Annotated in this window: 23 protein-coding genes and 1 pseudogene; 10 read left to right on the top strand and 14 right to left on the bottom strand. The window is 71.9% G+C overall.

Going from position 1 to position 25437, the window contains the following annotated elements; genetic code table 11:
* Positions 1 to 197 precede the first annotated feature (197 nt).
* A complete protein-coding gene (locus QLQ12_RS10355; protein WP_282758960.1) occupies positions 198 to 695 on the top strand; it encodes a hypothetical protein in 498 nt (165 codons plus the stop codon).
* A gap of 251 nt (positions 696 to 946) precedes the next feature.
* Here the strand turns inward: QLQ12_RS10355 and QLQ12_RS10350 are convergent.
* From QLQ12_RS10350 to QLQ12_RS10330, 5 genes and pseudogenes are all read right to left on the bottom strand, one after another.
* Positions 947 to 1063 (bottom strand): annotated as a pseudogene (locus tag QLQ12_RS10350) (FAD-dependent monooxygenase); the annotation flags it as partial.
* Between the two features lie 76 nt (positions 1064 to 1139).
* Positions 1140 to 1733: a TetR/AcrR family transcriptional regulator gene (locus QLQ12_RS10345; protein ID WP_282758943.1), complete on the bottom strand. Its 594-nt coding sequence runs from the start codon at positions 1731 to 1733 to the stop codon at positions 1140 to 1142.
* A 44-nt stretch (positions 1734 to 1777) separates the two neighbouring features.
* Positions 1778 to 2875 (bottom strand): NAD(P)-binding domain-containing protein, encoded by a 1098-nt coding sequence (locus QLQ12_RS10340; RefSeq protein WP_282758942.1) that lies wholly within the window; start codon positions 2873 to 2875, stop codon positions 1778 to 1780.
* 63 nt (positions 2876 to 2938) lie between these two features.
* Positions 2939 to 3358, bottom strand: coding sequence for a pyridoxamine 5'-phosphate oxidase family protein (locus QLQ12_RS10335; protein WP_282758941.1), 420 nt, complete (start codon positions 3356 to 3358; stop codon positions 2939 to 2941).
* On the bottom strand, positions 3355 to 4191 hold the full coding sequence (locus tag QLQ12_RS10330) for an NAD(P)H-binding protein (protein WP_282758940.1): 837 nt from the start codon (positions 4189 to 4191) through the stop codon (positions 3355 to 3357). Before QLQ12_RS10330 ends, QLQ12_RS10335 begins: the two co-directional genes overlap by 4 nt.
* 82 nt (positions 4192 to 4273) lie before the next feature.
* Here QLQ12_RS10330 and QLQ12_RS10325 point away from each other — a divergent pair, with 82 nt between their 5' ends.
* On the top strand, positions 4274 to 5251 hold the full coding sequence (locus tag QLQ12_RS10325) for an AraC family transcriptional regulator (protein ID WP_282758939.1): 978 nt from the start codon (positions 4274 to 4276) through the stop codon (positions 5249 to 5251).
* 18 nt (positions 5252 to 5269) lie between these two features.
* Here the strand turns inward: QLQ12_RS10325 and QLQ12_RS10320 are convergent, their stop codons facing one another.
* The 7 genes from QLQ12_RS10320 to QLQ12_RS10290 all read right to left on the bottom strand — a co-directional run bounded on the left by QLQ12_RS10320 (position 5270) and on the right by QLQ12_RS10290 (position 11632).
* The gene (locus tag QLQ12_RS10320) at positions 5270 to 5872 is read right to left on the bottom strand and encodes a hypothetical protein (RefSeq protein WP_282758938.1); all 603 of its coding nucleotides are present in this window, start codon (positions 5870 to 5872) and stop codon (positions 5270 to 5272) included.
* A gap of 85 nt (positions 5873 to 5957) precedes the next feature.
* Positions 5958 to 6563: a hypothetical protein gene (locus tag QLQ12_RS10315; protein ID WP_282758936.1), complete on the bottom strand. Its 606-nt coding sequence runs from the start codon at positions 6561 to 6563 to the stop codon at positions 5958 to 5960.
* On the bottom strand, positions 6560 to 7885 hold the full coding sequence (locus tag QLQ12_RS10310) for a hypothetical protein (RefSeq protein ID WP_282758934.1): 1326 nt from the start codon (positions 7883 to 7885) through the stop codon (positions 6560 to 6562). Before QLQ12_RS10310 ends, QLQ12_RS10315 begins: the two co-directional genes overlap by 4 nt.
* A complete protein-coding gene (locus tag QLQ12_RS10305) occupies positions 7882 to 8682 on the bottom strand; it encodes an ABC transporter ATP-binding protein (RefSeq protein WP_282758932.1) in 801 nt (266 codons plus the stop codon). Before QLQ12_RS10305 ends, QLQ12_RS10310 begins: the two co-directional genes overlap by 4 nt.
* Before the next feature lie 24 nt (positions 8683 to 8706).
* Positions 8707 to 9507 carry a cupin domain-containing protein gene (locus QLQ12_RS10300; RefSeq protein WP_282758930.1) on the bottom strand — a complete coding sequence of 267 codons (801 nt, stop codon included), beginning with the start codon at positions 9505 to 9507 and terminating at the stop codon, positions 8707 to 8709.
* Positions 9504 to 10055 (bottom strand): RNA polymerase sigma factor, encoded by a 552-nt coding sequence (locus QLQ12_RS10295; protein ID WP_282758929.1) that lies wholly within the window; start codon positions 10053 to 10055, stop codon positions 9504 to 9506. The genes QLQ12_RS10300 and QLQ12_RS10295 overlap by 4 nt, the downstream gene beginning before the upstream one ends.
* A gap of 122 nt (positions 10056 to 10177) precedes the next feature.
* Positions 10178 to 11632, bottom strand: coding sequence for a sigma-70 family RNA polymerase sigma factor (locus QLQ12_RS10290; RefSeq protein ID WP_282758927.1), 1455 nt, complete (start codon positions 11630 to 11632; stop codon positions 10178 to 10180).
* Positions 11633 to 12191: 559 nt separating this feature from the next.
* On the opposite strand from QLQ12_RS10290, the gene QLQ12_RS10285 reads away from it, so the two are divergent.
* Both QLQ12_RS10285 and QLQ12_RS10280 read left to right on the top strand, forming a co-directional pair.
* Positions 12192 to 14267 carry an RICIN domain-containing protein gene (locus tag QLQ12_RS10285; protein ID WP_282758925.1) on the top strand — a complete coding sequence of 692 codons (2076 nt, stop codon included), beginning with the start codon at positions 12192 to 12194 and terminating at the stop codon, positions 14265 to 14267.
* A gap of 52 nt (positions 14268 to 14319) precedes the next feature.
* Positions 14320 to 15843: a non-reducing end alpha-L-arabinofuranosidase family hydrolase gene (locus tag QLQ12_RS10280; RefSeq protein WP_407651444.1), complete on the top strand. Its 1524-nt coding sequence runs from the start codon at positions 14320 to 14322 to the stop codon at positions 15841 to 15843.
* Between the two features lie 165 nt (positions 15844 to 16008).
* Here the strand turns inward: QLQ12_RS10280 and QLQ12_RS10275 are convergent, their stop codons facing one another.
* On the bottom strand, positions 16009 to 16956 hold the full coding sequence (locus QLQ12_RS10275) for a hypothetical protein (RefSeq protein WP_282758924.1): 948 nt from the start codon (positions 16954 to 16956) through the stop codon (positions 16009 to 16011).
* Between the two features lie 125 nt (positions 16957 to 17081).
* Here QLQ12_RS10275 and QLQ12_RS10270 point away from each other — a divergent pair, with 125 nt between their 5' ends.
* Together QLQ12_RS10270 and QLQ12_RS10265 are read left to right on the top strand one after the other, a co-directional pair.
* A complete protein-coding gene (locus QLQ12_RS10270) occupies positions 17082 to 20177 on the top strand; it encodes a helix-turn-helix transcriptional regulator (protein WP_282758923.1) in 3096 nt (1031 codons plus the stop codon).
* A gap of 27 nt (positions 20178 to 20204) precedes the next feature.
* Positions 20205 to 20552, top strand: coding sequence for a hypothetical protein (locus QLQ12_RS10265; protein ID WP_282758922.1), 348 nt, complete (start codon positions 20205 to 20207; stop codon positions 20550 to 20552).
* Here QLQ12_RS10265 and QLQ12_RS10260 read toward each other — a convergent pair.
* Entirely contained in the window at positions 20536 to 21360 is an 825-nt protein-coding gene (locus tag QLQ12_RS10260) for an SDR family NAD(P)-dependent oxidoreductase (RefSeq protein WP_282758920.1), read from the bottom strand. The genes QLQ12_RS10265 and QLQ12_RS10260 overlap by 17 nt on opposite strands.
* Positions 21361 to 21461: 101 nt before the next feature.
* Here QLQ12_RS10260 and QLQ12_RS10255 point away from each other — a divergent pair, with 101 nt between their 5' ends.
* The 4 genes from QLQ12_RS10255 (at position 21462) to QLQ12_RS10240 (ending at position 25412) form a co-directional block, all read left to right on the top strand.
* Entirely contained in the window at positions 21462 to 22025 is a 564-nt protein-coding gene (locus tag QLQ12_RS10255) for a CGNR zinc finger domain-containing protein (protein WP_282758919.1), read from the top strand.
* Positions 22026 to 22052: 27 nt separating this feature from the next.
* Entirely contained in the window at positions 22053 to 22664 is a 612-nt protein-coding gene (gene lepB, locus QLQ12_RS10250) for a signal peptidase I (RefSeq protein ID WP_282758918.1), read from the top strand.
* 110 nt (positions 22665 to 22774) lie between these two features.
* Positions 22775 to 23728, top strand: coding sequence for a polysaccharide deacetylase family protein (locus QLQ12_RS10245; RefSeq protein WP_282758916.1), 954 nt, complete (start codon positions 22775 to 22777; stop codon positions 23726 to 23728).
* 10 nt (positions 23729 to 23738) lie between these two features.
* Positions 23739 to 25412, top strand: a complete 1674-nt coding sequence (locus QLQ12_RS10240) for a DEAD/DEAH box helicase (RefSeq protein WP_282758915.1) — start codon at positions 23739 to 23741, stop codon at positions 25410 to 25412.
* Positions 25413 to 25437: the final 25 nt, after the last annotated feature.

Genomic DNA, 25437 nt, shown 5'->3' with positions numbered 1-25437 from the left:
CCCCAAGCACGTCGAAGGTGCCCGGGCACGACTCAAACGCATGGTCAGCCGCGGAATCCTGATCGAGAACGAACCCGGAATATTCACTCTCGCCACGAAACGGACCTAATCTTTCCTACCGCCCTCTCACAGCAGGTTGATCATGACCAGCGCGTAAGAGATGGCGGTACCCCATCCGGCCGGGAACAATGCCCTCTATGAGCCTTCCAGCGCCGCGCCGGGTAGCGGAGAGTGTCGTTCGGCTCGACCACGGCCAGTTCTGCCTCTGCGGCAATCCATCACCGGATGCCGACTACATGGCCCTGTTGGAGCAGGCGATCAACGGCCCGGGAATCGCGGCGGACGACACCGGGGTCATCGTCATATCCCCTCACCAGAACAACTTCGAGATGCCGTTGCGTCTGGAGCTGTGGGACGCTCGGCCGCCTGATGATCACGACGCATGGGAGGAGGTCTTCGAGGCCGGTCTCTTGGTGGTCGATGACTTGCTGCGCTACTTCAGCCCCACAGACACGGTCGTGAACTTCGAGGTGCCAAGCGGTCGGTATGCCGCACGGATATCGGGTCAGGGCTTCGTCAACCGCGGCTGGCCAGGCTCGATCACTCCTGGTGACAGATGGCGGGTGCGGCTCTGGCCGGCCGCCGACACCTTCCCCGAGCGCAGACTGAAGGAATGGCGCCATCCCGGCGCCTGAAGGCGGCTGAGTTCGTCGGTCGGCTCGCTGTCACCACGCGGTTCATGCGTGCTGACGATGTACAGATCATTCGTGGCGGAGCGGTCGAGCCCGTCGGCAGGGGAAATGGTGTTCGATCCGTGTCTGGTCCGGTGGGGTCGGAATGGAACGAGCCGGCCGAATCCGCGCAGCTCGAGGTGATCGTCGGCCCGGGCCACAGCGTCCGCCGGGACGGTGATGCGGGCGAGCCGGGAGATGTTGGCACTCGTGACGCCAGGGAAGCCGACACCGAGGCTCTTGCGCACGAAGCTCCGTGCCCCGTCGCACCCTACGAGATACCGCGCGCGCAGTTCGATGGGCGAGCCGTCGGCGATGGTCTGGACGGTCACACCGGTGTTGCTCTGTTCAAAGCCGGCGACCTCGTGCCCGCGCAACACCGTGGCGCCGCTTAGGTTGACGGCAAGCTCAGGCGGGTGCGGTCAGGAACGGGGCGCCCGCGTAACCGAGCGCCTCCCGGAAGAGGTCGGCGGGATCGCCCAGCGGCGGCAGCTGCCGGTTGAGCTCCAGGTTGACCATGCCGTGCGCCACCGCCCACAGATGCAGGGCGATGCGCTGCGGGTCGTCACCCCGCAGCACGCCCGCCCGCTGACAGCGGGCGACCGCGTCGACCAGCGGTTGATAGGTGGCGTCGGCGGCGGCCCGGCCCTGTTCGCCGGGGCTGAAGTCGGGGGCCATGTGGCCGAACATCAGCGCGTACAGATGAGGGCTGGCCAGCGCGGCGGCGCGGTAGGCAGCGCCGAGGGCGGTCAGGTCCGCCAGCGGGTCGCCGGTGACGGCCACCTGTTCGAGGGCCGCGCCGAGCCGGCGGAACCCCTCCCGGTGCATGGCGGCCAGCAGGCCCTGCTTGTCGCCGAAGAGCGTGTAGACCGGCATGGTCGAGACCCCGCAGGCCGTGGCCAGCCTGCGCAGCGACAGGCCGGCGGGCCCGGACTCGACCAGGATGCGCGCCGCCTCGTCGACGAGACGGTCGGTGAGGCCGGGACGGTCGGCGGTAGACATGCGAGCGACTCTAGCCACGTCGTGGCCGGGGTCGCCGTCGCGGATCAACCACGCGCGGCGGGAACGGCGGTGGGGCGGTCCAGGTGCCTGACGATCGCGTTCGCCGCGTCGCGGCCGGCGCGGTTGGCGCCGACGGTCGACTGCGAGGGGCCGAACCCGACCAGGTGCACCCGAGGTTCGCCGGCGACCTGGGTGCCGGTCATCCGGATGCCGCCGTCGGCGTTGCGCAGGCCCAGCGGTTCGAGATGGGCGAGCGCCGCCTTGAATCCGGTGGCCCAGACGATGGCGTCGACGGACGTGAACGACCCGTCGGCCTCCCGCACACCGTGAGGCTCGATCGCGGTGAACATCGGCCGCCGCTCCAGCGCCCCGCGGCGCTTCGCGGCAAGGGCGTACGGCGTCCAGATGAGATCGGTGTAGGAGACGACGCTGCCGGTGGGCCGGCCCGCCGCCACGTCCGCGGTCACCTTCGCGATGATCTCGCGACCGGCGACCTCCGGGTCGAAGCCGTCGCGGAACACGGGTTCGCGGCGGGTGTACCAGAACGTCACCGCCTCCCGGGAGATCTCCTCGAGCAGCTGGACGGCGGAGATCCCGCCCCCGACGACGGCGACCCGCAGCCCCGCCAGCCGCTGCGCGGACACGTAGTCGCGGGTGTGCAACTGCGGCCCGGTGAACGTGTCCTGCCCGGGGTAGACCGGGAGCGCCGGGTTGGTCCACGTGCCGGTGGCGTTGACGATCGCCCGGGTGGCCCAGCGCCCTCGGTCGGCCTCGACGATCAACCCACGGTCCGGGCCCGGTCGTACGGACGTGACCCGCACCGGGCGCAGGATCGGCAGGCCGGCCGCCCGCTCGAAGTCGGCGAAGTAGCGCGGCACGGCCGTACGGCTGGGCTCGCCGGGGTCTAGCGGCGGTTGCGGGAAGCCCGGCAGGTCGAAGATGCCGTTCACGGTCGCCATCCGCAGCGACTCCCAGCGGTCACGCCAGGCGCCGCCGGCCGCGGGCGCGGCGTCGAGCACCACGAACGTACGCTCCCCGGAGGGGTTGTCGAGGGCGTCGGCGAAGCCGTGCCGTTTCAGGTGGTACCCCGCCGAGAGCCCGGACTGCCCGCCGCCGATGACCACCACTGTCGCCGCATCCACGCGCACTGCCAACCCGTCCGGCCGCCCCCGTATTTCCGTGACTCGGCCGGACGGGCCGATGTCTCATCCCACGTAGCGGTGCACGGTCTCCGGGTGGATGACGACCCGGATCTGCTCGGCGGCCAGCAGGACGGCGAGATCGCCGGCCCGGCCGTCCGGGCCCCAGTAGCGGGCGGCGAGACGGCGGCACAGGTCGTGCGCCCCGCCGGGCTCCAAGGTGACGCGCCCGGCGACGGACAGCCAGCGTTCGCGTTCGCCCACCGGGGCCGCGACGACGATCGAGGCGCGGGGGTCACGGCGCAGCCGCCGTACCTTGACCGAGTCCGGTTCGGTGAAGAACTGGACGGTCCCTTCCGCGGTGGCCTCGAACCACACCGGCCGGGGCTGCGGCGGCTGCGTCCCGCCGGCCACCGACAGCATTCCGTGCAGGGGGCGGTGCAGAAGCTCCAGGTCTTCGGCGGTCAGCGGGCTGACGGGGCTCATGACCGCCACACCCCCGCGGCCGCCGCCCGCACGACGTAGTCCTCGAACCTCCGGGGCGGGCGGCCCAGCACGGTCGCGACCGCGTCCGTCGTCTCGGCGAGGATGCCCCGCTCCATCAGCACGAACATCTCGGCGAGGTGGTGGGCGTCGCCGTCGCCCCAGCCCTGTTCGACCAGCGCCGCGGCGTACTCGGCGGGGGAGATCTGCTTGTAGGTGACGGGCCGCCCGGCGGCCCGCGAGATCAGCTCGGTCGCCTCGGCGAAGGTCAGCGCTCGCGGCCCGGTCAACTCGTAGATCCGCCCGGCATGCCGGCCGGGCTCGGTCAGCACGGTGGTGGCCACCTCGGCGACGTCCTCCACGTCGATGAACGGCTCCGGCACGGCGCCGGCCGGGAGCGCGAGTTCGCCGGCGACCAACGGGGCGTGGAAGACGTCCTCGTCGAAGTTCTGATCGAAGTTCGACGACCGCAGGACGGTCCACTCCAGCCCCGAGCCCCGCACCGCGTCCTCGGCCGAGCGCATGTCCAGCCCGAACGTGGAGTCGCCCCAGGAGTCGGCGCCGCGCCCGGAGATCAGGACCAGGCGCCGCACCCCGGCGGCCGTGGCCCGCGCCACGAACTCGTGGACCGGGCCGGGTACGGGCGGCGGCACCACGTACGCGGCGGTGACGCCGCGCAGGGCCGGATCCCAGCCGCCGGGGTCGGACCAGTCGAACCGGGTGGCGCTGGACCGCGAGGCGGCGCGGACCGGCCCACCGTGCAGCCGCAGCCGGGCGGCGACCCGGCGGCCGGTCTTGCCGGTGGCGCCGAGCACGAGGGTGATGTCATCGCTCATGCCAACGATTCAACGCCGCCTGATCGGACGATTCCATGGGTGAGAAGCCGGATCCCCTGTGTCATCGTCTAACCTCGGCAGGGTGGACGCGTTCGGTGACCTCCTCCGTGGGATGCGGGCCCAGGGCTCGCTATTCGCCAGTTCGACCCTGTCCCCACCGTGGGCGCTGCGCTTCGTGGACGGCGCGCCGCTGACGCTGTGCACCGTTCTCGGCGGGTCGGGCTGGATCGTGCCCGAGGACCGCCCGCCCGAACGGCTCCGCGCCGGCGAGACGGTCATCGTGCGGGGTCCCGCGCCGTTCACCTTCGTCGACCGGATCGGCACCACGGCCGTGCCGGTCGCGTGCGGCGAGCACTGCACGTCGCCCGAGCAGGGCGGGACGAGGCACCGGCGCGGCTGGAACGACGACAGCTGCGGCGACCCGGGCGACGGCGCGACGACGCTGATCGTCGGCGCCTACCCGGTGTGCGGCGAGATCAGCCGCCGGCTGCTGGACACCCTGCCGGTCGTGTTGCGGGTGGCTTCCGGCGGTGGGGCCGACGCCGTGCTCGACCACCTCGCCGCCGAGGTCGCCGCCGACACCCCGGGCCAGCAGGTGGTGCTGGACCGGCTGCTGGACTGGCTGCTGGTCTGCGCGTTGCGCGACTACTTCGACCGGCCCGGCGGTGAGCCCCCGGCCTGGTACGCCGCCCAGCGGGACCCGGTGGTCGGCGACGCGCTGCGCCTGCTGCACGCGGAACCGGCGGCGGCCTGGACGGTCTCCGCGCTGGCCGACCGCACCGGGGTGTCCCGATCCACGCTGGCGAAACGGTTCGCCGACCTGGTCGGCGAACCGCCGCTGACCTATCTCACCCACTGGCGGATGACGCTCGCGGCCGACCTGCTGGCCGAGCGCGAGGCGGCGACCGTCGCCGAGGTCGCCCGCGCCGTGGGCTACACCGACGCCTTCGCGTTCAGTGTGGCGTTCAAGAGGACCCGTGGCGTCAGCCCGAGCGAGTTCCGGCGGGGGTCCGTGCCGCGCGCCCGTGGCCCGGTCGAGCGGCAGGGCGCCCTCGCCTGAGGAGCACCGGCGGCCGGCTCAGTGGAAGACGACGGGCCGGCCGGTGGCGATGCTCGCCTGACAGCAGTCGTACAGCGCCCGCCACACCAGCTGTTCGACCGCGAACGGGTCGTCGTCGGCGGTGGCGCCGGTGGCCTCCGGCCGGATGCCGATCACCGGGGCGATGGTGTGCAACTCGTCCAGCAGGTCCTGGCAGGAGCCCACGATGCCACCGCCGGCCACCTGCGTGTCCGGGGCCAGGAAGACCGGGTCGTCGAGCGGCGCCGGCACGTAGTAGCCGCTCGTGTCCGAGTGGCAGAGCAGGTGGGAGTTGAGCATCGACGTGGCGTCGTCGATGTAGCCGTCCGCGGCGTCGAGGTCGGCCGCCGAGGTGACGGGTGTGACCGGTTGCCCCTCGACATGCAGGGCGAACACGCGCCGCAGCCGGTGAAGATAGCCGTAGGGGAACCCGGCCGCCGGCAGGGGAGCGGAATCCTCGGCGGCCCCGGGCGCCGGCGGTGTCCAGTCCGTTGCGCCTTCCTCGGCCAGGGCCCGCGCCAGGGCGGTGATCGCCTGGCGGTAGTGCTCCTCGCCCTCGGCGTCGCCGACAGCGGGGTTGCCGACACTGATACTCAATCCCATGCGGCGCACTGTAGCCGCACGCTGTGACACGAACTCCGCCGCAGGGGGCGAGGCCCTCACCCGGCTGGATGAGGGCCTCGGCAGGTCACTGCTGGGCGGCCTCGGCGGGCGCGCTCCGGGCCGGTCCGGCCACGGCGTACGCGATGAGCCCGCCGACCGCGAGCGACCCGGCCGTGACCGCGGCGGCGGTGCTCGCCGGGTCCTGGGCCTGCCACGTCAGGACCCGTCCGATCACCGGTTCCGACTGCGGGAACAGGATCGCCGCCAGGGTCCAGCCCAGCGGCAGGAACCACGCCCGCGCGACGCCCATCGTCGCGGCGCCGAGGGCGGTCAGCCCCAGCAGCCCGGCCGCGTCACGCGCCACCAGCCAGCCCGGACCGAACCGGGCCCCGGTGACCAGCGTCGCCACCAGCACCCCTGCGATGACCAGGAAGGCCGCCAGCAGGTGGGCGGTCCGTCGCGGCAGCCAGGCGAACGCGGCGGTCTTCTCCAGCGCGTCGTCCGGCCCGCCGAGGGTGACGGTCAGGGCCGCGACCAGCAGCAGAACCGTCAGGACGACCATCTGCGGGTCGACGTCGCGGGTGTCGGAGGACACCGACCACAGCATCCACATCAGCGCCGCGCTGCCGGCCGCCGTGACCAGCGCCATCGGCGCCCGCCGGGACCGCAGGTACAGCGCCAGCCACCTCACGGCTTGTCCTGCGGGAACAGTCCGTCGGAGGCCGCGCAGGCCAGCGCGGCCTGACGCAGCGCCGCCACGCGGGCCTGCGCCTCGCCCTCGGGCAGTCGCCGCAGGTCGTTCCACAACCGCATGGCCTCCGCGACCTCCTCCGGTTCGTAGAAGTCGCCCATCAGCGGTTCACGCCCGATCAGCCAGTAGGCGGCCGCGAACCGGTCCGGTGCGGGCGCCGACTCCTCACACCCGGGTGGGCTGGCGAACGCCCCGGTCACCACGGCCCCCCGCACACCGCCCTTGTCGACGACGTGGCCGCTCGCGCCGGCGTTGACGCGCACCAGTGTCACGTCGGTGCGCCACTGCGGATAGACGTCGGGAAAGTAGGTGGTGGTGTCCTCGTGCACCAGAGTCGGCGCGCCCGGAAGCTTCGCCAGCGCCGCCAGTCCTTCCCGGGCCGGCGCCGTCACCGCGGACAGCAGTCCGGAGTGGACGCGGCCGACGCACACCCGGGGCTCGTCGTCGGTGCACACCAGCGCCTTCGCCACCGGGTCGACCGCGTCGGTGACGATCCTGTTCTGGTGCGGCATCACCGCGATCGCCAGCGCGGCGCCCAGCGCCACGGGCAGCAGCGCCGCGACCCGGAGCCGCCGGCTGCCGGCCACGGACAGCAGCACGGCGGTCCCGGCCAGGGCGGCCAGCCAGACGGCCTGGGCGGCGCTGACTTTGCCGGGCACCGTGGCGTAGGCGGACGGCATGTTCATCTCGTAGATGGGGGAGAAGACCAGAGCCAGCCAGCCGTGCGGCCGCGTCGCGGCGGGGATGAGCAGCAGCAGCGCCAGGCCCGCGATGCCCAGCGCCGGCGCGGTCAGCAGCCACGGCAGCAGCCGGCCGATCGCCTGGCCGAGCCAGACCGCCGCGACCAGCGCCAGCGCGCCGACCGCCGTGACCACGAAGACTCCCACCGGCAGGTACTCGGCGGTGCTGATGATCGACAGGCCGCCGGCGATGCCCATCACCAGGTATCCGCAGATCACCGCGACAGCCATCACGCCGAGCGTCGGCACCGTCCGGTGCGCCGTCGGCCGCGGGGTGCTGTCGAACAGCTCCGCCACCTTCGACCGGTGTTCACGGCTCGCCTGCCAGGCGCCGGCGGCCAGCGCCAGCGGCCACAGCACGGCCAGGAAGAGGCGCTGGTTCATGGCCAGTTGCATCCACCCGGTCTTGAACGCCTCGGCGTCGCCGGCGAAGTACAGCAGCACCACACCCGCCACGGCCAGGATCAGGGCGGTTCCGAGGGCCGCTGAGCGGCGCAGCTCGATGAGCAGGACGCGGCTCATCGGCCCCCCTCCGTCCGATGGCGGCGCAGCAGCGCGGAGTAACCGCGTTCGGCGGGGCTGTCGCCCGGAAAGTTGTCGCCGCCCTGTGTGACCAGGTCGTCCGGGGTGCCCTGATAGACGAGGCGGCCCTCGTTGACCAGCACCACGTCGGTGCAGGCGGCCACCACGTCCTCGACCAGGTGGGTGGAGACGAGCACGCAGGTGTCGACGCCCACGTCACGCAGCAGCTCGCGGAAGTCGAGGCGCTGCTCCGGGTCGAGGCCGACGGTCGGTTCGTCGAGCAGCAGCACGGCCGGGTCGTTGACGATCGCCTGCGCGATGCCGGCCCGGCGCAGCATGCCGCCGGACAGCGTCTTCATGCGCGCGTCCGCCTTGGCGGCGAGGCCGACCCGCTCGATCGCCCGCTGCGTCGCGCCGGGCACGGCGGCCTTCGGCATCTCCTTGAGCCATGCCATGTACTCGACGAACTCCCGCACCGTGAAGCGGGGGTAGAACCCGAACTGCTGCGGCAGATAGCCCAACCCGCGGCGCACCCGCCGCAGGTCGGCCCGGGCGTCGACCGACTCGCCGAGCAGTGTCAGCTTGCCGCCGGCCGGTTTCAGCACCGTGGCCAGCGCCCGCATCAGGGTGGTCTTGCCGGCGCCGTTCGGCCCGAGCAGCCCGTGGACGCCGGTGTCCAGCGTCAGGTCGAGCCCGTCGACGGCCAGATGCCGGCCGGCGCGCACCCGGAGCCCTTCGGCATGGACCGCCCACGGATAGGTGGTGGGGGCCGTTTCAGCCGCGCTCACCGTACGCATATGTTTCCCTTCGATCTTCGTGAATCAGTTGTGGCTGGAGAGCCGGCGGAAGCTGTCGCTCTGCAGTGCGGCGACGGCGGCCAGCAGGAGGGTGAGCAGCGCCCAGGGCAGCGAGCTGCCCGGTTGCAGGATCACCGGCAGTTCGGCGGTGAGCAGGGCTGGCACCGCCACGGCCAGCGCCCATCCACCGCCCAGCACGAGGGCGGCGAGACGAACCCCGACGAACGAGCCCGCCGCGATGGTCCCCGCGGTGAAGGCCAGGCACGGCAGCAGCGTCAGGGCCAGGGAGAAGCCGGTACGGGTGCTCGCCAGCGCCAGCGCGGGCACGACCACGGCCAGGACCGCGGCCGTGCGCCGCAGCAGCATCGCCAGCCCGGCCGCCGGGGTGCCGGCGATCAGCTCCCATGCCGGGTCGGCGCGCCTGCTCCACGCGATCGCCACACCGGGCAGCGGCGCCACCGGGGCCAACAGCGCTACCAGCGACGGCATGGTCGGCTCCAGCGCCTGCAGCAGCACCGCGCAGCTCAGCACCGCCACCGTCATGGTCAGCCACGGCAACAGGTGCCAGACCATCCAGCGGTTCGGGATCGCCGCCCGGCTGCGCCGCGGCGCGGGAGCGGGGCCGGTGGCGATGCCGGCGTCCACGACGGCGCTGATCCGGGCCAGCAGCGCCCGGGTGTCGTCCGTCGTGGCGCCGGCCACCAGGGCACGGCAGTCCGGGCAGTCCTCCAGATGCACCTCGATCGACCACACCGTGACCTCGTCGAGGGCCGCATCCCGGTCGGCGTAGCGGGCGATCACCGCTGGGCTCAGATGAGTGGTCACGACAGCGCCTCCCGAAGAGCGATCCGGGCCCGGCGGGCCCGCGACTTCACGGTGTTCTCCGGCACGCCCAGCAGCACGGAGGTCTCCCGGACCGAGAACCCGTCGAGAACCATCGCCCGCAGCACCTGCCGGGCCTCGGGCGGAAGCTCCAGCAGGGCCTGCTCCAGCTCCTGGCCCATGCGTACCGCCATGACCTCGTCCTCGGCGGCGGGGGCGACCGACTCGGCGAGCGGCACCGCCGGAATCTGGTTCTGCCGGGCCCGCCGGCGGAACGCGTCGACGAGCCGGTGCGCGGCGATGGTCCACAGCCATCCGGCCGCGCTGCCGGACGCGCTGACCCCGGCGAAGCCGCCCGCCGCCCGCCACACCGCCAGGTAGGTCTCCTGCATCACGTCGGCGACCACGTCGTCGTCGGAGCACCGTCGCCGCAGACGGGTGAGCAGCCACGGCGACGTTCGCCGGTACAGCTCGTCGAACGCGCGCCGGTCCCCGGCGGCGGTGCGGCGCACGAGTTCCTCCTCGTCGGCCGCGTTGAGACTTCGTTTCACAACCAGCAAGACGAAAGCCGATCACGTACGGGTCCACCAACTGCTGTGACCTGAGTCACTTTAGATCTTGTCGCGCGCGGGCACGCCGAGGTTCGTCTCCCGAGCGTGCCCGGAGGACCGCGTCAGCCGCCCGGCGCGGGGCGGATCCGGAAACTGCTGTCGGTGCGGAACCCGCTGCTGTCGTCGAAGTGGCCGATCCGTAGTTCGCTGCCGGTCCAGCGCAGGTAGAAGTCGGGATAGTTGTGTGATCGCAGCATCACCGAGTCGGCCGTCACGCCCGGCTCGGGGCAGTAGGTGGCGTCCTGGCGGAAGATGCCGGTGTCGTTCGGGTCGTGGGTGTAGGCGAGCAGCTCGTAGTGCCGCAGGTACCGCCCGTCGAGGGTCTGGAACGAGAAGCACGCCGGGTCGCCGAGCCCGGCGACCGCGACGAAGGTGGCCTTGCGGCGGTCCTGGTCGCCGACGGCGGCGACGGTGGCCACGTCGTCGTCGCGGGCGGTGAGGTAACCGCCGCCGGCCCATTCGAGCGACAGGCGTCCCGGTGTGATCCGCGCCGGTGCGGGGGACGCCGGCGGTGGGGCCGTCGTCGCGGCCGGCGCGGTGACCGGCTGTGGTGTCCGGGGCTCGTGCGCGCCGGGGAGGCCCACCACCACGGCGGTGGCCACGGCGAGGCCGGTCACCGCGGCGACGGCCGTCATCCCGGCGGACGCCACCGTGGCCGGCGCCGCTACCGGCTCGGTGGCGGCCGGGGCGGGCGACAGCACCTGCGAGGGGAGGGCCGTGGTCTGCGACAGCACCTGCTCGGTGAACCCGGCCGGCACCGCGATGGCCGGCAGGCCCGCCAGCAGCCGCTCGACCGGCAGGCGTTCCAGGGCCGCCGAGGAGCAGATCGGGCAGGCCCGGACGTGCCGGGCCAGACGCTTGCGCCACAGCCTGCCGGGCCGCCCGTCCCACCCGCTGACGAGCCCGGTGAGCTGGGGGCAGGCCGGGCGCGCGCCGAGCGCGGCGACGACGGCCCGGGCCACGTCGATGTGCTCGCGCATGCGCTGGAGGCGTACCCCGGTGTGGGCGACGCCGAGGCCCATCGCCGCGGCGACCTCGCCGCGGCTCATCAGCCCGGCGACTTCCTGCCACCAGAACGCGAGCAGGAGCCGGTCGTCGGGATCGAGCCAGCGGCTCGCCTCGGCCACCTCCCGCCGCTGTGCGGTGAGTTCGGTCTCCAGCAGGCTCACGCCTTCGAGGTGGGCGGCCGGGTCGGGGCGGCCGACAGCCTGGTCGAGGCCGGTGGTCCGCGCGACGGCGGTCTGCTGCCGGTGCCGGTGGGTGCCGACCTGGCGGACGGCTATCGCGGCCAGCCATGTCGGAAAGCTCGCCGGGGCGCGCAGGGCGGGCAGGTCGCGCACGGCACGCAACATGGTGTCCTGGACGACGTCGTCCACATCCGCGCTGTTGTCGATCGCGCGGCCGACGACGTTGTAGACGAGCGGCAGGTAGGTGGTGACGAGGCCGGCCAGCGCCTGCCGGTCGCCGCGCTGTGCCGCGGTGACGGCGGCGGCCACGTCCGTGTCCAGTGCCCTCATCAGATTCCTTCCGTGGAACCCCCGACTCTAGATGGGGGGAGGATGTCGAAGGTGCGTCACTGTAGGCCCCTGCCCGTCTTTGTGAACGCGAACATTCGGAGTTTGAAAAGAGCGGCCGAAGAAAAGTGTTACGCCGAATGAGATACGGAAGTCGGCGCCGGGACGCGGAGTTCCCGACCACCCCGTGCGAAACGCCGAGAAATGGGCCTCTGCCACGTCTTTCGACGCCTGCTCCACGATTCCGGGAAAACCTGTTACGAGCCGGCTGACCGCATGGTCGGCAGTCGTGTGCCGCGCCTGCGGGAGGCGATGGCAACCCGCTGGCCTGGGAATACTCGTCCATTGGCCGGGTCCGGCCGATGCGCGCCGAGGAGAGCTTGAGGGCTACGAAATGCTCTGGCAATATTCATCCAAGCCTGTGAGCGCTCACGTCTGGCGACGATTCGTCGGTGCCTTTCCGCAGTGCGGGCCGGTGGCCGGCGCGGTTTTCATCCCTATGGTGACACCCTCGTATGCCGTCGCGGTGGCCCCCATTCCACCCTCGGCGAAGGAGCGAACGATGCACGCAAGCAATGGCACCTCAGATGCCGTGCCCCGGCGCCGCCTGCTGCGACGTGTGGCCGCGGCGGCGGCGCTCCTGCTCGGGTGCGTCACGGCGCTGACGGTGACCGTCTCCTCCGCGTCCGCGGCGACGATCGACACCAACGCGTCGTACGTGCTGGTCAACCGCACCAGCGGCAAGGCTCTCGACGTCTACAACCTGTCCACCGCCGACGGTGGCCGGATCACCCAGTGGACCCGTAACGACGGCGCCCAGCAGCAGTGGCAGTTCGTCGACTCCGGCAACGGCTTCTACCGGCTGAAGTCGAGGCACTCCGGCAAGGTCCTCGACGTCACCGGCTCGTCGACCGCCGACGGCGCCGCCATCGTGCAGTGGGCCGACAAGAACTCCACCAACCAGCAGTTCGGCGTGCAGGACATCGACGGCTACATCCAGCTGATCAACCGCAACAGCGGCAAGGCCGTCGAGGTGCAGGGGGCGTCCACGGCCGATGGGGCCAACATCGTCCAGTACAGCGACTGGAACGGCGCCAACCAGCAGTGGCAGCTCGTCCGCCTCGGCGGCACCACGCCGTCGAACGGCGCGACGTTCACCAACCCGGTCGTCTGGCAGGACTTCGCCGACGGCGACATCATCCGGGTCGGTGACGCCTACTACTACTCGGCGTCGACCATGCACTACTCGCCGGGCGCGCCGATCCTGCGCTCCTACGACCTGGTCAACTGGGAGTACGCCGGCCACTCGGTGCCGCGGCTGGACTTCGACTCGGGCGCCTACGACCTCAACGGCGGGCGGGCGTACGTGAAGGGCATCTGGGCCTCGGCGTTCCAGTACCGGCCCAGCAACAGCACCTATTACTGGCTCGGCTGCACCGAGTTCAACCGCACCTACGTCTACACCGCGTCCGCCGTCGACGGCGCCTGGAGCAAGAAGGCCCGGCTCAACAACTGCTACTACGACGCCGGGCTGATGTTCGACAACGACACTCCGTACGTCGCCTACGGCAACGGCACGATCAGCGTCGCCCAGCTCTCGCCGGACCTGACCTCGCAGGTACGCGCCCAGACCGTCTACACCACGCCGTCGAACATCGGCACCCTCGAAGGCGCCCGCATGTACAAGCGCGGCAACTACTACTACATCTGGCTGACCCGCCCCGCCAACGGCCAGTACGTGCTGCGTTCGACCAGCCCGTGGGGGCCGTACGAGCAACGCCAAGTGCTGCTCGACCTGCCCGGCCCGATCCCCGGCGGCGGCGTGCCGCACCAGGGTGGACTGGTGCAGACCCAGAACGGCGACTGGTGGTACATGGCCTTCACCGACGCCTACCCCGGCGGCCGGGTGCCGACCCTCGCCCCGATCACCTGGAACGGCGACTGGCCGGTCCTGACCACCGTCAACGGCCGCTGGGGCGCCAGCTACCCGAAGCCCGCCATCACCACGTCGAAGACGGTGAGCCCGATGACCGGCCCGGACACCTTCACCGGCGACCGGCTGGGACACCGGTGGGAGTGGAACCACAATCCCGACACCGGCAAGTTCAGCGTCGGCAGCGGGCTGCGGCTGTCCACCGCGACGGTGACCGGCGACCTCTACAGCGCGCGGAACACGCTCACCCACCGCATCCAGGGGCCGTCGTCCACCGCGACCATCGAACTGGACTACTCGCAGATGGCCAACGGCGATCGTGCCGGCCTGGCCATGCTCCGCGACTCCTCGGCCTGGATCGGCGTCCGCAAGGACAACGGCGTCACCCGGGTGTCGATGACCAACGGCCTGACCATGAATTCCAGCTGGGCCACCACCGGCACGGGGGCCGAGGCCGCGGGCGCCACCGTCACCGGCGGCCGGATCTGGCTGCGGGCGAGCGCCGACATCCGGCCCGGCTCCGGCCGCGCCGCGACCTTCTCCTACAGCACGAACGGCACCACGTTCACGCCCCTGGGGCCGGCGTTCACCCTCAACAACGCCTGGCAGTTCTTCATGGGCTACCGCTTCGGCATCTTCAACCACGCCACCCAGGCTCTCGGTGGCGCCGTCACCGTCAACCGGTTCGACCTGACCACCCCCTGACCATGATCCCCGGTCCATTCCCCACCACCGCATCCCCCGAGGAGAGACACGCATGCAACCCGTACCCCCGGAACCGTCCGCCGGGACTCCCCGCCCGAACCGCCGCACATGGTGGCGTAACGCTCTGGCCGCGATGGTCGTGCTCGCCGGCGGCGGAGCCGTCGCGGTGACCGCCTCGGCCGCGTCCGCGGCGACGATCGACACCAACGCGTCGTACGTGCTGGTCAACCGCACCAGCGGCAAGGCTCTCGACGTCTACAACCTGTCCACCGCCGACGGTGGCCGGATCACCCAGTGGACCCGTAACGACGGCGCCCAGCAGCAGTGGCAGTTCGTCAACTCCGGCAACGGCTTCTACCGGCTGAAGTCGAAGCACTCCGGCAAGGTCCTCGACGTCCACAACCTGTCGACCGCCGACGGTGGCGCGATCGTGCAGTGGGCCGACAACAACACGACCAACCAGCAGTTCAGCGTGCAGGACATCGACGGCTACATCCAGCTGATCAACCGCAACAGCGGCAAGGCCGTCGAGGTCCAGGGCGGATCCACCGCCGACGGGGCCAACATCGTCCAGTACAGCGACTGGAACGGCGCCAACCAGCAGTGGCAACTCGTCCGCCTCGGCGGCACCACGCCGTCGTCGTCCCCGACCGGTGGCACGTGCACCCTGCCGTCGTCGTACCGCTGGTCGTCGACCGGCGTGCTGGCGAACCCGCGGCCCGGCTGGGCGTCGCTCAAGGACTTCACCGTCGCGCCCTACAACGGCAAGCAACTGGTGTACGCGACCACGCACGGCACCCCCGGGGGCGCCGGCTGGGGCTCGATGAACTTCGGCCTGTTCACGAACTGGTCGGAGATGGCCTCAGCGTCGCAGAACGCGATGAACCAGGGCACGGTGGCGCCGTCGTTGTTCTACTTCGCGCCGAAGAACATCTGGGTGCTCACTTACCAGTGGGGCGCCGGCGCGGCGTTCTTCTACCGCACCTCCAACGACCCGACGAACCCCAACGGCTGGTCCGCGGCACAGCCGATGTTCACCGGGTCGATCACCGGCTCGGACACCGGCCCGATCGACCAGACGGTCATCGGTGACGGGCAGAACATGTACCTGTTCTTCGCCGGCGACAACGGCAAGATCTACCGGACCAGCATGCCGATCGGGAACTTCCCCGGCAACTTCGGCTCGTCGTACACGACGATCATGAGCGACACCAAGGAGAACCTGTTCGAGGCGCCGCAGGTCTACAAGGTGCAGGGCCAGAACCAGTACCTGATGATCGTCGAGGCGCAGGGCTCCAACGGTCGCTTCTTCCGGTCCTTCACCGCCAGCAGCCTGAACGGCTCGTGGACGCCGAACGCGGCTACCCAGAGCAACCCGTTCGCAGGCAAGGCCAACAGTGGCGCCACCTGGACCAACGACATCAGCCACGGTGAGCTGCTGCGCACCAACGCCGACCAGACCATGACCATCGACCCCTGCAACCTGCAACTGCTCTACCAGGGCCGCTCGCCGAACTCGGGCGGCGACTACGGGCAATGGCCGTACCGGCCGGGCCTGCTGACCCGGCAGCGCTGACCGCCTGACACCGATCCGAGCCGTTCCCGCTGATGGTGGCGGGAACGGCTCGGGCCGTTCCCGCCGATCCCGCACCGCGCGGACGCCGGGCATGGGGCGCGGCTTCAGCCCAAACAATGCTGCGCTGTTCCCGCGAAGCGCGGACGCCGGGCATGGGCGCGGATTTCAGAAGGTCAGGGCGAAGCACACCGCGGCCAGCGCCGCCAGCGCCAACAGGAGGACCGTCGGGGCGGGTCGCCACGGCCAGCGCCTCTGACGCAGCGCCGCCGTCAGCGCGGACGCGGTGATCGTGAGAAGGACGACGAGAGAGCCGGTGCGGGGCAACTGCCAGTGCACCTGTAGGCCGGCCAGGTAGGCGCCCACACCGGTGAGGACGGCCATGATCGCTTCCGACCCTCCGGCCGGCGCCGGCACGACGGCCTGGCCGTCGCCCGGTGCGTGCGAGGCGGTTCCCACCCGGGCCGGCCTGCGCCGCAGGCGGCAGTAGTCCTTCAGGGTCGTGACGTCACGGAACCGGCGGACACCACGGTCGATGTCGAATGCCCAGCCGCCGGCGGACGGTGAGGCCCGCCGGGAACACCAGGGCTCCGAGCAGAGCAGGAGGCCGACCCGCGCCAGGAGGCCGTCGCCGGGGCCGCCTTCCCGGCCGAGATGTGTGGCGAGCGCCTGGGAGGTGAGGACGGGCAGCCGCTGGGGATCGCCGGCCGGGGGCTCGTACTCGCGCTGAACTTTCGCGGCGTATCGGACGGCGTCGAGGAAGAGCTGGAGCTCCCGGCGCCCGCGTCCCGTCGCACACACCCCGGCGACGGTGAGCGCCATCACGGCGGGCTCGTCTCGATCGGTGTGCTCGCCCCGGCCGACGCGATGCAGCAGACCGCGCGGCAGCGTGTCCTTGACCTGGTCCAGGGCGAGATCGCAGTTGTGATCAAGCCGCCGGTCGAGCTCCGCATAGGTCGGCCACCGGTTCTTCTCCAGGGCGAAATACCAGACCTCGTCGATCAGGAGGCGGTGCCGGCGCCGCAGGTGAACCCCGGGGATCGGGCGCAGGAAGGCGCCGCGAATCAAGGCTCCCGGGGGCGATGGGGGAGCGTCTCTGATCTCGGTCGAACGCACGGGCCGCCCTCCTTACGAAGGGGAAGCGATGATGTGAGGGCACGGGGACTGTGGCGACGCAACTGTAAGGCAGTGTAAAACGGCGTACGTAGGTCTACCATGATGACGGAGTGTGAAAGGAACTCATGGGCACGACCGACCCCACGCCGGCGCACGGCAGGGAAGAGCTCGTCAACGCGCTGAAAGAGCTGCATGAACTGGCCGGGCAGCCCAGCGCGCGGTCTCTCGCGCGCTCACTCGACGACGTGAGCCACACCACCGTGGCCGATGCCTTGAGTGGCCGACGTGTCCCGTCTTGGCAGATACTGGCAAAACTCGTCGGCGCACTCGCGCAGGGACAGGCGGACGTGGAACGCCGCTTCCGCCGGCTGTGGCTCGCGGCCCAGGGTGTGAAGTCTGAGCGGCCCTCGTTCGGCTACCGCAGTGACGGTCCACTGGTCGGGCGCGCGGCGGTGCTGGCGGACATCCAGTCCATCCTGCGGGGCGCCGGTCCCGACGGCGCCGCCGGAGTCTTCGTGACCGGGGAGAGCGGTGTCGGCAAGAGCCGGCTGCTGCGCGAGACGGCCGACGCCCTGCACGCTTCCGGCTTCGCGGTCCTCTTCGGCGCCTGTCTGGACATCGGTGACGCCATGCCGCTGCACCCGGTCCTGCGCGCGTTGCGCCGGCACGACGAGGACTCGCCGGCACTCGCGGTGACCGCGGACGACGCTGACGCGCTGCTCGCGCAGGTCACGCGAGACCTGCGCGTGATAGCCGGCGACCAGCGCCTGCTCCTGGTGCTCGACGACCTGCAGTGGGCCGACCGCAGCACCCGCCGGCTGTTGCTGTACCTGCTCGCCGGCCTCGGCGACATCCGCGTCTCGGTGCTCGCCGCGATCCGGGCCGAGGCCCTGCACGGCACGCATCCGCTGCGCCGGGTCCTTGCGGAGCTGCGCCGGCTGCCGGCCATCCGCGTGCTGGACCTGCAGCCGCTGTCCCGCGACGACACCCGGACGCTGGTGGGGACGATCGTCGGCGATGACGTGGCGGTCGCCGACGCCGACAGCGTCTACAAGCGCAGCGGCGGCAACCCGTTCGTCGCCGAGGAACTGGCCGGCGCGCTGCGTGACCGGAGGACGGAGCTGTCCGACACCCTGCGCGAGGTCTTCCTGTCCCGGTTGGGCGCGCTGCCCTCGAACGCACACGTTCTGGTGAACGCGATCGCCGCCGGTGTCGAGCCGGTGGAGCACGACGTGCTGGCCCAGGTCGTGCCGCTGCCCGAGGACCTGTTCATCGACGCGATCCGCACCGCGATCGCGTACCGCTTCGTGGACAGCGACGGCACGGGCTACCGGCTACGTCATCGGCTGGTGGCCGAGGTCCTCGCACGAGAGGTGCTGCCCGCCGAGGCGGCGGCGTTGCATCGCCGGTACGCGGAGGCGCTGGAGCGGCAGGACGGCGAGCACGACCCGGCCCGGCTCGCGTTCCATTGGCAGCGGGCCGGCGAGCCGTCCCGGGCGCTGCCCGCGGTGATCGCCGCCGCCCGAGCCGCCGAGCGCCTGTACGGCTTCGACGAGGCCCACAAGTTCTGGACCACCGCGCTGGAGCTGACCGACGCGGGCCATCCGCAACGCGGTGAACTGCTGGAACGTGCCGCGGAGTCCGCACATCAGTGCGGTGAGCACATCCTGGCGCTCACCCGGCTGGAGGATCTGGCCGGCCGGGATGACGCGCCCGGCCAGGTCGACATGCACCTCCGGCGGGCACGCTATCTGGCCGCGGCCGGCCGGCCGCGGCCGGCGGAGGTGGAGTACCAGCGTGCCTTGGAGGCGCTCGACTGCACTCCGCGGCAGCGCGCCTCGGCCGCCGCGTTCCTCGCCGAACTGCTGCTGCACCTCGGCCGGTACGCGGACGCCCACCAGCGTGCGCGGGAGGCCCTGGAGCTGGCGGCGACGAACGGCTCGACCGCGGACATCGTCCGGGCCAGCGCCGCGCGGGGCTTCAGCGCCGCGTTCCGCGGGGATCCGGACGAGGGTCTCGCCGTGATCCGGCAGGCTGTCGAGATCGCCGAGAGGTCGGGGCACCCGGAAGACCTGGGCGTGGCCTATCTGTATCTCGCCGAGCTGCTCACCGGGCCGCTGAACAGCGTCGAGGAAGGCGTGCTGGTGGCCCGGCGCGGTGCGGAGCGACTCACCCGGCTCGGCGCGGGCCGCGCCTACCAGACCCGGTTGCTGGCGATCGCCGGCAACGGTCTGTTCCGGATCGGGCAGTGGGCCGAGTCGGATGAGGTGCTGGACACCGCGATACGGCTCCGCCCTTCGGGCGCCGCCGCGGTGGAGGTGCTGCTCGCCCGCTGTCGCCTGTGGGTCGGCTTCGGCGACGTGAGCAACGCCCGTCGTGATCTGGACGCGGTGGCGACCCTGCTGGCCGACGGCGGCGCCCGGCACGTGCTGCCGATGCTGACCCTGCGCGCGGGCCTGGCCATCTGGCAGGGGGAGTACGCCGACGCGCGCGCCGCGATCCAGCGTGGTCTCACCGAGACCCGTTCCGACGACCTCGTGCTGCTCGGCGTGCTGGCCTGGCACGGGTTGCGGGTGGAGGCGGACGCGCACGCCGCCGGTCAGCCGGTCGACGCGAGCGCGCTGGGCCGGCTCAACGGCGTACGCGATCGCCTGGCCCGGCCGTTGAGCGACGTCGGCGCCCTGCGTGAGGTGGTGGGGGGCTACCTCGATCTGTGCGCGGGAGAGCTGGGCCGGATCGAGGACAGTCATGATCCCGCCCCGTGGGCGCGTGCCGCGGCGTCCTGGGATCGGCGTCAGCACCCCTACGCCGCGGCCTACGCGCGGCTCCGGCATGCCGAGGTGTTGTTGCGGCGTAAGGTTCGCCGGTCTGTCGCCGTCACGGGCCTTCGTCAGGCGTACGCGACAGCCGCCGCGATGGGAGCCCGCCCGCTCGCCGGCGAGATTCGCGCCGTGGCGCAGCGGTACCGGGTGTCGCTGGCCCACGGCGCCGTATCCGTGCCCCCGGCGGCGTTGTCCGGGCCGGCCGGCGAGCTGGCCGTGCTGACCGAGCGGGAGTTGGAGGTCCTGGCCGCTGTCGCGGAAGGGCTCACCAACCGGGAGATCGGCGAGGCGCTGTTCATCAGCGAGCGGACGGTCGGCGTCTATCTGGGGCGCATCTTCGACAAACTCCAGGTGCGTAGCCGCGTGCAGGCGAGCCGCGTCTACCTGACCGCTTCCTGACCGTCGCTGTCCGCCGGCCGTGCCGAGGTGATCCTCGGGCGCGGGTCGTTCACCGGGTCGTTCCCGCTGTTCGGCTACGACATGAACGACTACGACGTGCTGTTCGAGGAGAAGCTCGACCTGTTCGTCAAGCTGCTCGACGAGAAGCCGGTGACCTGGACCGGCACCACGCGCCCGGCCCTCACCAAACGCCGACGTGTTCCCGAAGACCGAGTCCGGGCGGCTGCCGGCGTGGGTGGGGCTGGGCGGCTCCCCGCAGTCGGTGGTGCGCACCGCCCGGCACGGCCTGCCGATGCGCCGTGGCCGCCGCCTGCTCGGCCGCCACCCGGCCGTCCGGACCGGGCGGCGCGCCGGTGTGTCAGACGGCCGCGGTGACGGCGGCCGTCTCGTCCAGGTCACGCAGCCGGGCCTGGAGCGCGGTGCGCATGCTCTCGGCGCTCGCCGTGCCGAGAGCCAGCCGCAGCGGCGCGGCATCGGCGTCGACCACGCCGAGCAGGGCCGCGGCGATGTCCCCGGCGTCGGCGAAGTCGGTGGCCGTGAGCTCGCCGATCGCCTGCTGCACCGCGCGGACGGTGCCGTCGTAGTCCGGTTTCGCCGTGGCCACATCCAGGTTCGACAGGAACCCGGTCGCGGTGAACCGCGGCTGGACGATCGTCACCCGGATGCCGAGCGGGGCGACCTCCGCGGCCAGCGCGTCGGAGAGGCCCTCGACGGCGTACTTGGTGGCCGACAGCAGGCCCACGCCGGGGTGCGCGGACTGACCGTAGACGGACGAGCCCTGCAGGATGTGGCCCGACCGCTGCGCGCGCAGCACCGGCAGCGTGGCGCGCAGCACGTTCAGCACGCCGAACACGTTGGTGTCGAAGACGGCTCGCGCCTGAGCGTCACCGGCCTCCTCCACGGCTCCGAACAGCCCGTAGCCGGCGTTGTTGGCCACGACGTCGATGCGGCCGAACGTCTCCACGGTGCGCTGGACCGCGGTCTGGACAGCCGCCTCGTCGCGGACGTCGGCAGGCACCGTGAGCAGCGTCGTGCCGAATCGCCGGGCGAGATCGTCCAGGCCGTCGGCCTTCCGGGCGAGGGCGGCGACGTTGTCGCCTCGACGCAGTGCGGCGGTGGTGAGCTCGCGTCCGATGCCGGAGGTGGCGCCGGTGATGAACCAGGTCTTCGCTTCGTCTGTCATGTTGCGACCGTAAGGGTTTAGCGCGCAACATCAAAGCACTTTTGCTGCCCGGTGTTATGGGCCACATCGATTGACTCGCTACTCATCGGTATGCTTCACCGATGAGTAGCCCTCTCGTTCCGCCGCCGGGAACAGCGCTGGTGCTCGACTTCGTGAACACCAGGGCCGACGGTGGCGGCGCCGTCGAGCGTCTCGGCGACGCCCAGGCCCTGGCGTGCTGGCTGCAGGCGGCCGGCCTGATCGAGCCGCACGTCGTCGTCACGGCGGCCGACGCGGCCAGCGCGCGCGAGCTGCGCGACGCCCTGGTCACCGTGATGCTGGCGCACTCCGGAGCCGGGGAGGGGCGCGGCGACGCGCTGACCGCCGCGGAGAGCCACCTGCGCCGGACCGCCTCGCTCCATCCGCTGGCCGCCGTCATCACGGCCGAGGGCGCCGTGCTCGCCTCCGACCAGGCAGGCGTGCCGGGCGCGTTCGGGTCGATCCTCGCCGCGGTCGCCGACGCGGCGGCCACCGACCGGTGGGGCCGCCTCAAAGCCTGCCGCAACCCACCCTGTCACCACGGATTCTTCGACCGCACCCGGAACGCCTCCGGCGCCTACTGCAGTCCCGGCTGCGGCTCACAGGTCTCGATGCGCGCCCTGCGCCGGCGGCGCATGACCGGATAGTGGCGGGCGGCTTGTACGGTGCGGCGAATGTCCACACCGACCGACAACCGCCGGGCCGGCCGGCCACGCTGGATCGAGCACATCGTCCTGATCGCCGTGGCGGTGACGATCGCGGTCGTGGTCCGGACCTTCCTCGTCCAGACGTTCTGGATCCCGTCGCCCTCCATGGAGCCCACGCTGCTCCGCGACGACAAGGTCCTGGTCAACAAGACCGCCTACCGGTTCCAGGATCCCGCCCGGGGTGAGATCGTGGTCTTCGCACCGCCGGCCGCGTGGTCGGCCGAGCCGGGCCAGAACTACATCAAGCGCGTCATCGGCGTGGCTGGTGATCATGTCGTCTGCTGTGACCGGGACCGGCGGATCACGGTCAACGGCCGGGCGCTCGACGAGGACTACCTGTTCCCCGGCGACGAGCCGTCCGACCGGCCCTTCGACGTGACCGTCGGCGCGGGCAGCGTCTTCGTCCTGGGCGACCATCGCAGCGCCTCCGCCGACTCCCGGGAGCACCTCGACGCGGGCGGCGGCGCCGTCGGGGTGGATCGGCTGGTGGGGCGGGCCTTCGTCACCTTCTGGCCGCCGGGAAGGAGCCGGACGCTGTCGGTGCCCGGAACGTTCGCCGGCGTACCGGATCCGCGCTGAGAGCGCCGCGCGAGTGTGACCACGGTCTCGTGCGCATGGGGCGTTCACCGGCGCCCGGCACCGGGCGCAGCAGGATCATCCGGGTGTGGAACGCGAGGATGGTTCGTGTGATGGCAGCGGCCGGGTCGGTGGCCCTGCTGGCCGCCTGCTCGGCCGGGCCGGGCCCGTCGGCCCCGCCCTCGGCGCCGGCCTCTCCCGCGACGTCCGCGATCCCGGCCGGCCCCGGCGCCGCGTCGGCGCAGGCGAGCCGGCGTGCGCGGTACGGCATCCCGGACTTCGCCCCGGCCCCGCCGCCGCAGCCGATCACGCTGCCGGCCGGCGACTCGGTGGAGTACCTGCGCCGGATCCCCACCGACCAGAAGGTCGCGTTCCTCACCATCGACGACGGGTACCTCAAGACTCCCGAGGCGCCGGAGCTGATCGCGGCCGCGGGCGTCCCCGTCACGCTCTTCCTGACGACCGACGCGATCAAGGACGATCCCGCCTATTTCCGGCCGATGGTCGACGCCGGGGCGGTCATCGAGGCTCACACGGTCACCCACGCCGGGCTGCGCGGCCGGTCCTACGACTTCCAGCGCCGCGAGATCTGCGACTCGGCGGACCGGCTCGGCGCATGGTTCCTGCGCCGTCCGACGCTGTTCCGGCCGCCGTTCGGGGAGAAGGACGCCACGACGCTGCGGGCGGCCAAGGACTGCGGGATGACCGCCGCCTTCATGTGGACCGAAACGGTGCACAAGGGGAAGGTGCGCTATCAGGAGGGCAAGACGGTCCAGCCGGGTGACATCATCCTGATGCACTTCCGCGAGGCGTTCCGGGACGACTTCGTCGCGGCGCTCAAGGCCATCCACCGGGCCGGCCTCACCCCGGCGCTGCTGGAGGACTACGTGCCGCCGCAGCGCACGGCGGCCCCTCCGGACGCTGCCGGCGGCCTCACCGGCCAGGCCGGGCCCGGCCCGTCGCGAACCTCGGTCCCGGGCCTCCGCACGGCGAGCGGGACCGCCGGCCGGCGAGAGCGAGCACACGTTCGCCCGCCCCGGAGGCGACGAGCCTGGCGGTTCTCATAAGGTTGTCGTCATGGACCATCATCCGTTCGAGTCCGAGGCGGGTTTCGCCGGACTGGGGTTGCGGGCGGAACTGCTCCGTGCGTTGACGAACCTCGGCTATGAAGAACCGACACCGATCCAGCAGGAGGCGATCCCGCCACTGGTGGCCGGCAGCGACCTGGTCGGGCAGGCGGCGACCGGCACCGGCAAGACCGCCGCGTTCGCCCTGCCCGTGCTCCAGGGGCTGATCGCCGGCCGCAGTGACGTGGGCCCCGCGGCGCTCGTTCTCGTGCCGACCCGCGAGCTGGCCGAGCAGGTGTCGCAGGCGGTCCACCGGTACGGCCGCGATCTGGGCGTCCGCGTGCTGCCGGTGTACGGCGGACAGCCGATCGGCCGACAGCTGCAGGCGCTGCAACGCGGAGTGGATGTCGTCGTCGGCACGCCGGGGCGGGTGCTCGACCACATCGAGCGGGCCACGCTCAAACTCAGCGACGTCCGCACCGTCGTCCTCGACGAGGCCGACGAGATGCTGGACATGGGTTTCGCCGAGGACATCGAGGCGATCCTCGCCGAGACCCCCGCCACCCGGCAGACCGTGCTGTTCTCCGCGACGATGCCACCCCGCATCGACAGCATCGCCCGCCGCCACCTGCGTGATCCGGTCCGGATCACGATGGGCCGCAAGGCCGTCGCGCCCGGCGAGCTCCCGCTGGTCAGGCAGAGCGCCTACGTCGTGGCCCGGGCACACCGGTCGGCGGCGCTCGGGCGGATCCTCGACGTGGAGGCGCCGACGGCCGCGATCGTCTTCTGCCGCACCCGGGAAGAGGTCGACCAGGTCACCGAGACCCTGAACGGGCGTGGGTACCGGGCGGAGGCACTGCACGGCGGCATGAGCCAGGACCAGCGTGACCGGGTCATGGGCCGGCTGCGCGCCGGGAGCACCGAGCTGCTGGTCGCCACCGACGTGGCGGCCCGGGGCCTCGACGTGGAGCAACTGACCCACGTCATCAACTTCAATGTGCCGTCGGCGCCCGAGGCCTACGTCCACCGCATCGGCCGGGTCGGCCGGGCCGGGCGGGAGGGCTCCGCCATCACTCTCGCCGAGCCGCGGGAACAGCGGATGCTCAAGGCCATCGAGCGGCTCACCGGGCAGCGCATCACCCTGGAGAAGCTGCCGACGGTCACCGACCTGCGGGCCCGGCGGCTCGAGGTGACGCGGACGTCGTTGCAGGCCAGCCTGGAAACCGACGATCTCGAGCGGTTCCGGGTCGTCCTCGACTCGCTGACCGACGAGTTCGACGTCGAGAACATCGCACTCGCCGCCGTGAAGCTGTTGCACGAGGCGGCTGGCGGCGACCGCGAGGAGGACGAGATCCCCACGCCGGTGGTGCCGCCGGAGGGCCGCAACGCCCAGAACCGCGACTCCCGCCAGGGCGGCAGGTCTTCCCGAGGGCCCGACGCGGGGGTCGCCCGGTTGTTCTTCGGCATCGGCAGGAGGGCCGGGATCCGTCCGCAGGACCTGGTCGGCGCGATCGCCGGGGAAGCGGGCCTCAACTCCCGCGACATCGGCGCCATCCAGATCACCGACCGTTTCTCGCTGGTGGAGGTTCCCGAGCCGGCCGCGGAGAAGGTCATCGCGGCCATGCAGCGCAGCACCATCAGGGGCCGGCGCCCGACGGTCCGCCGGGAGCGCTTCGCCCGCTGAAGCCCGGTCATGGGGTGCGGGCGTC

Origin of the sequence: Actinoplanes sandaracinus (assembly GCF_030009775.1) — a bacterium.
GTDB lineage: Bacteria > Actinomycetota > Actinomycetes > Mycobacteriales > Micromonosporaceae > Actinoplanes > Actinoplanes sandaracinus.
Note: the sequence above shows the minus strand (reverse complement) of the source record. Positions and strands in the feature narration are given on the sequence as shown.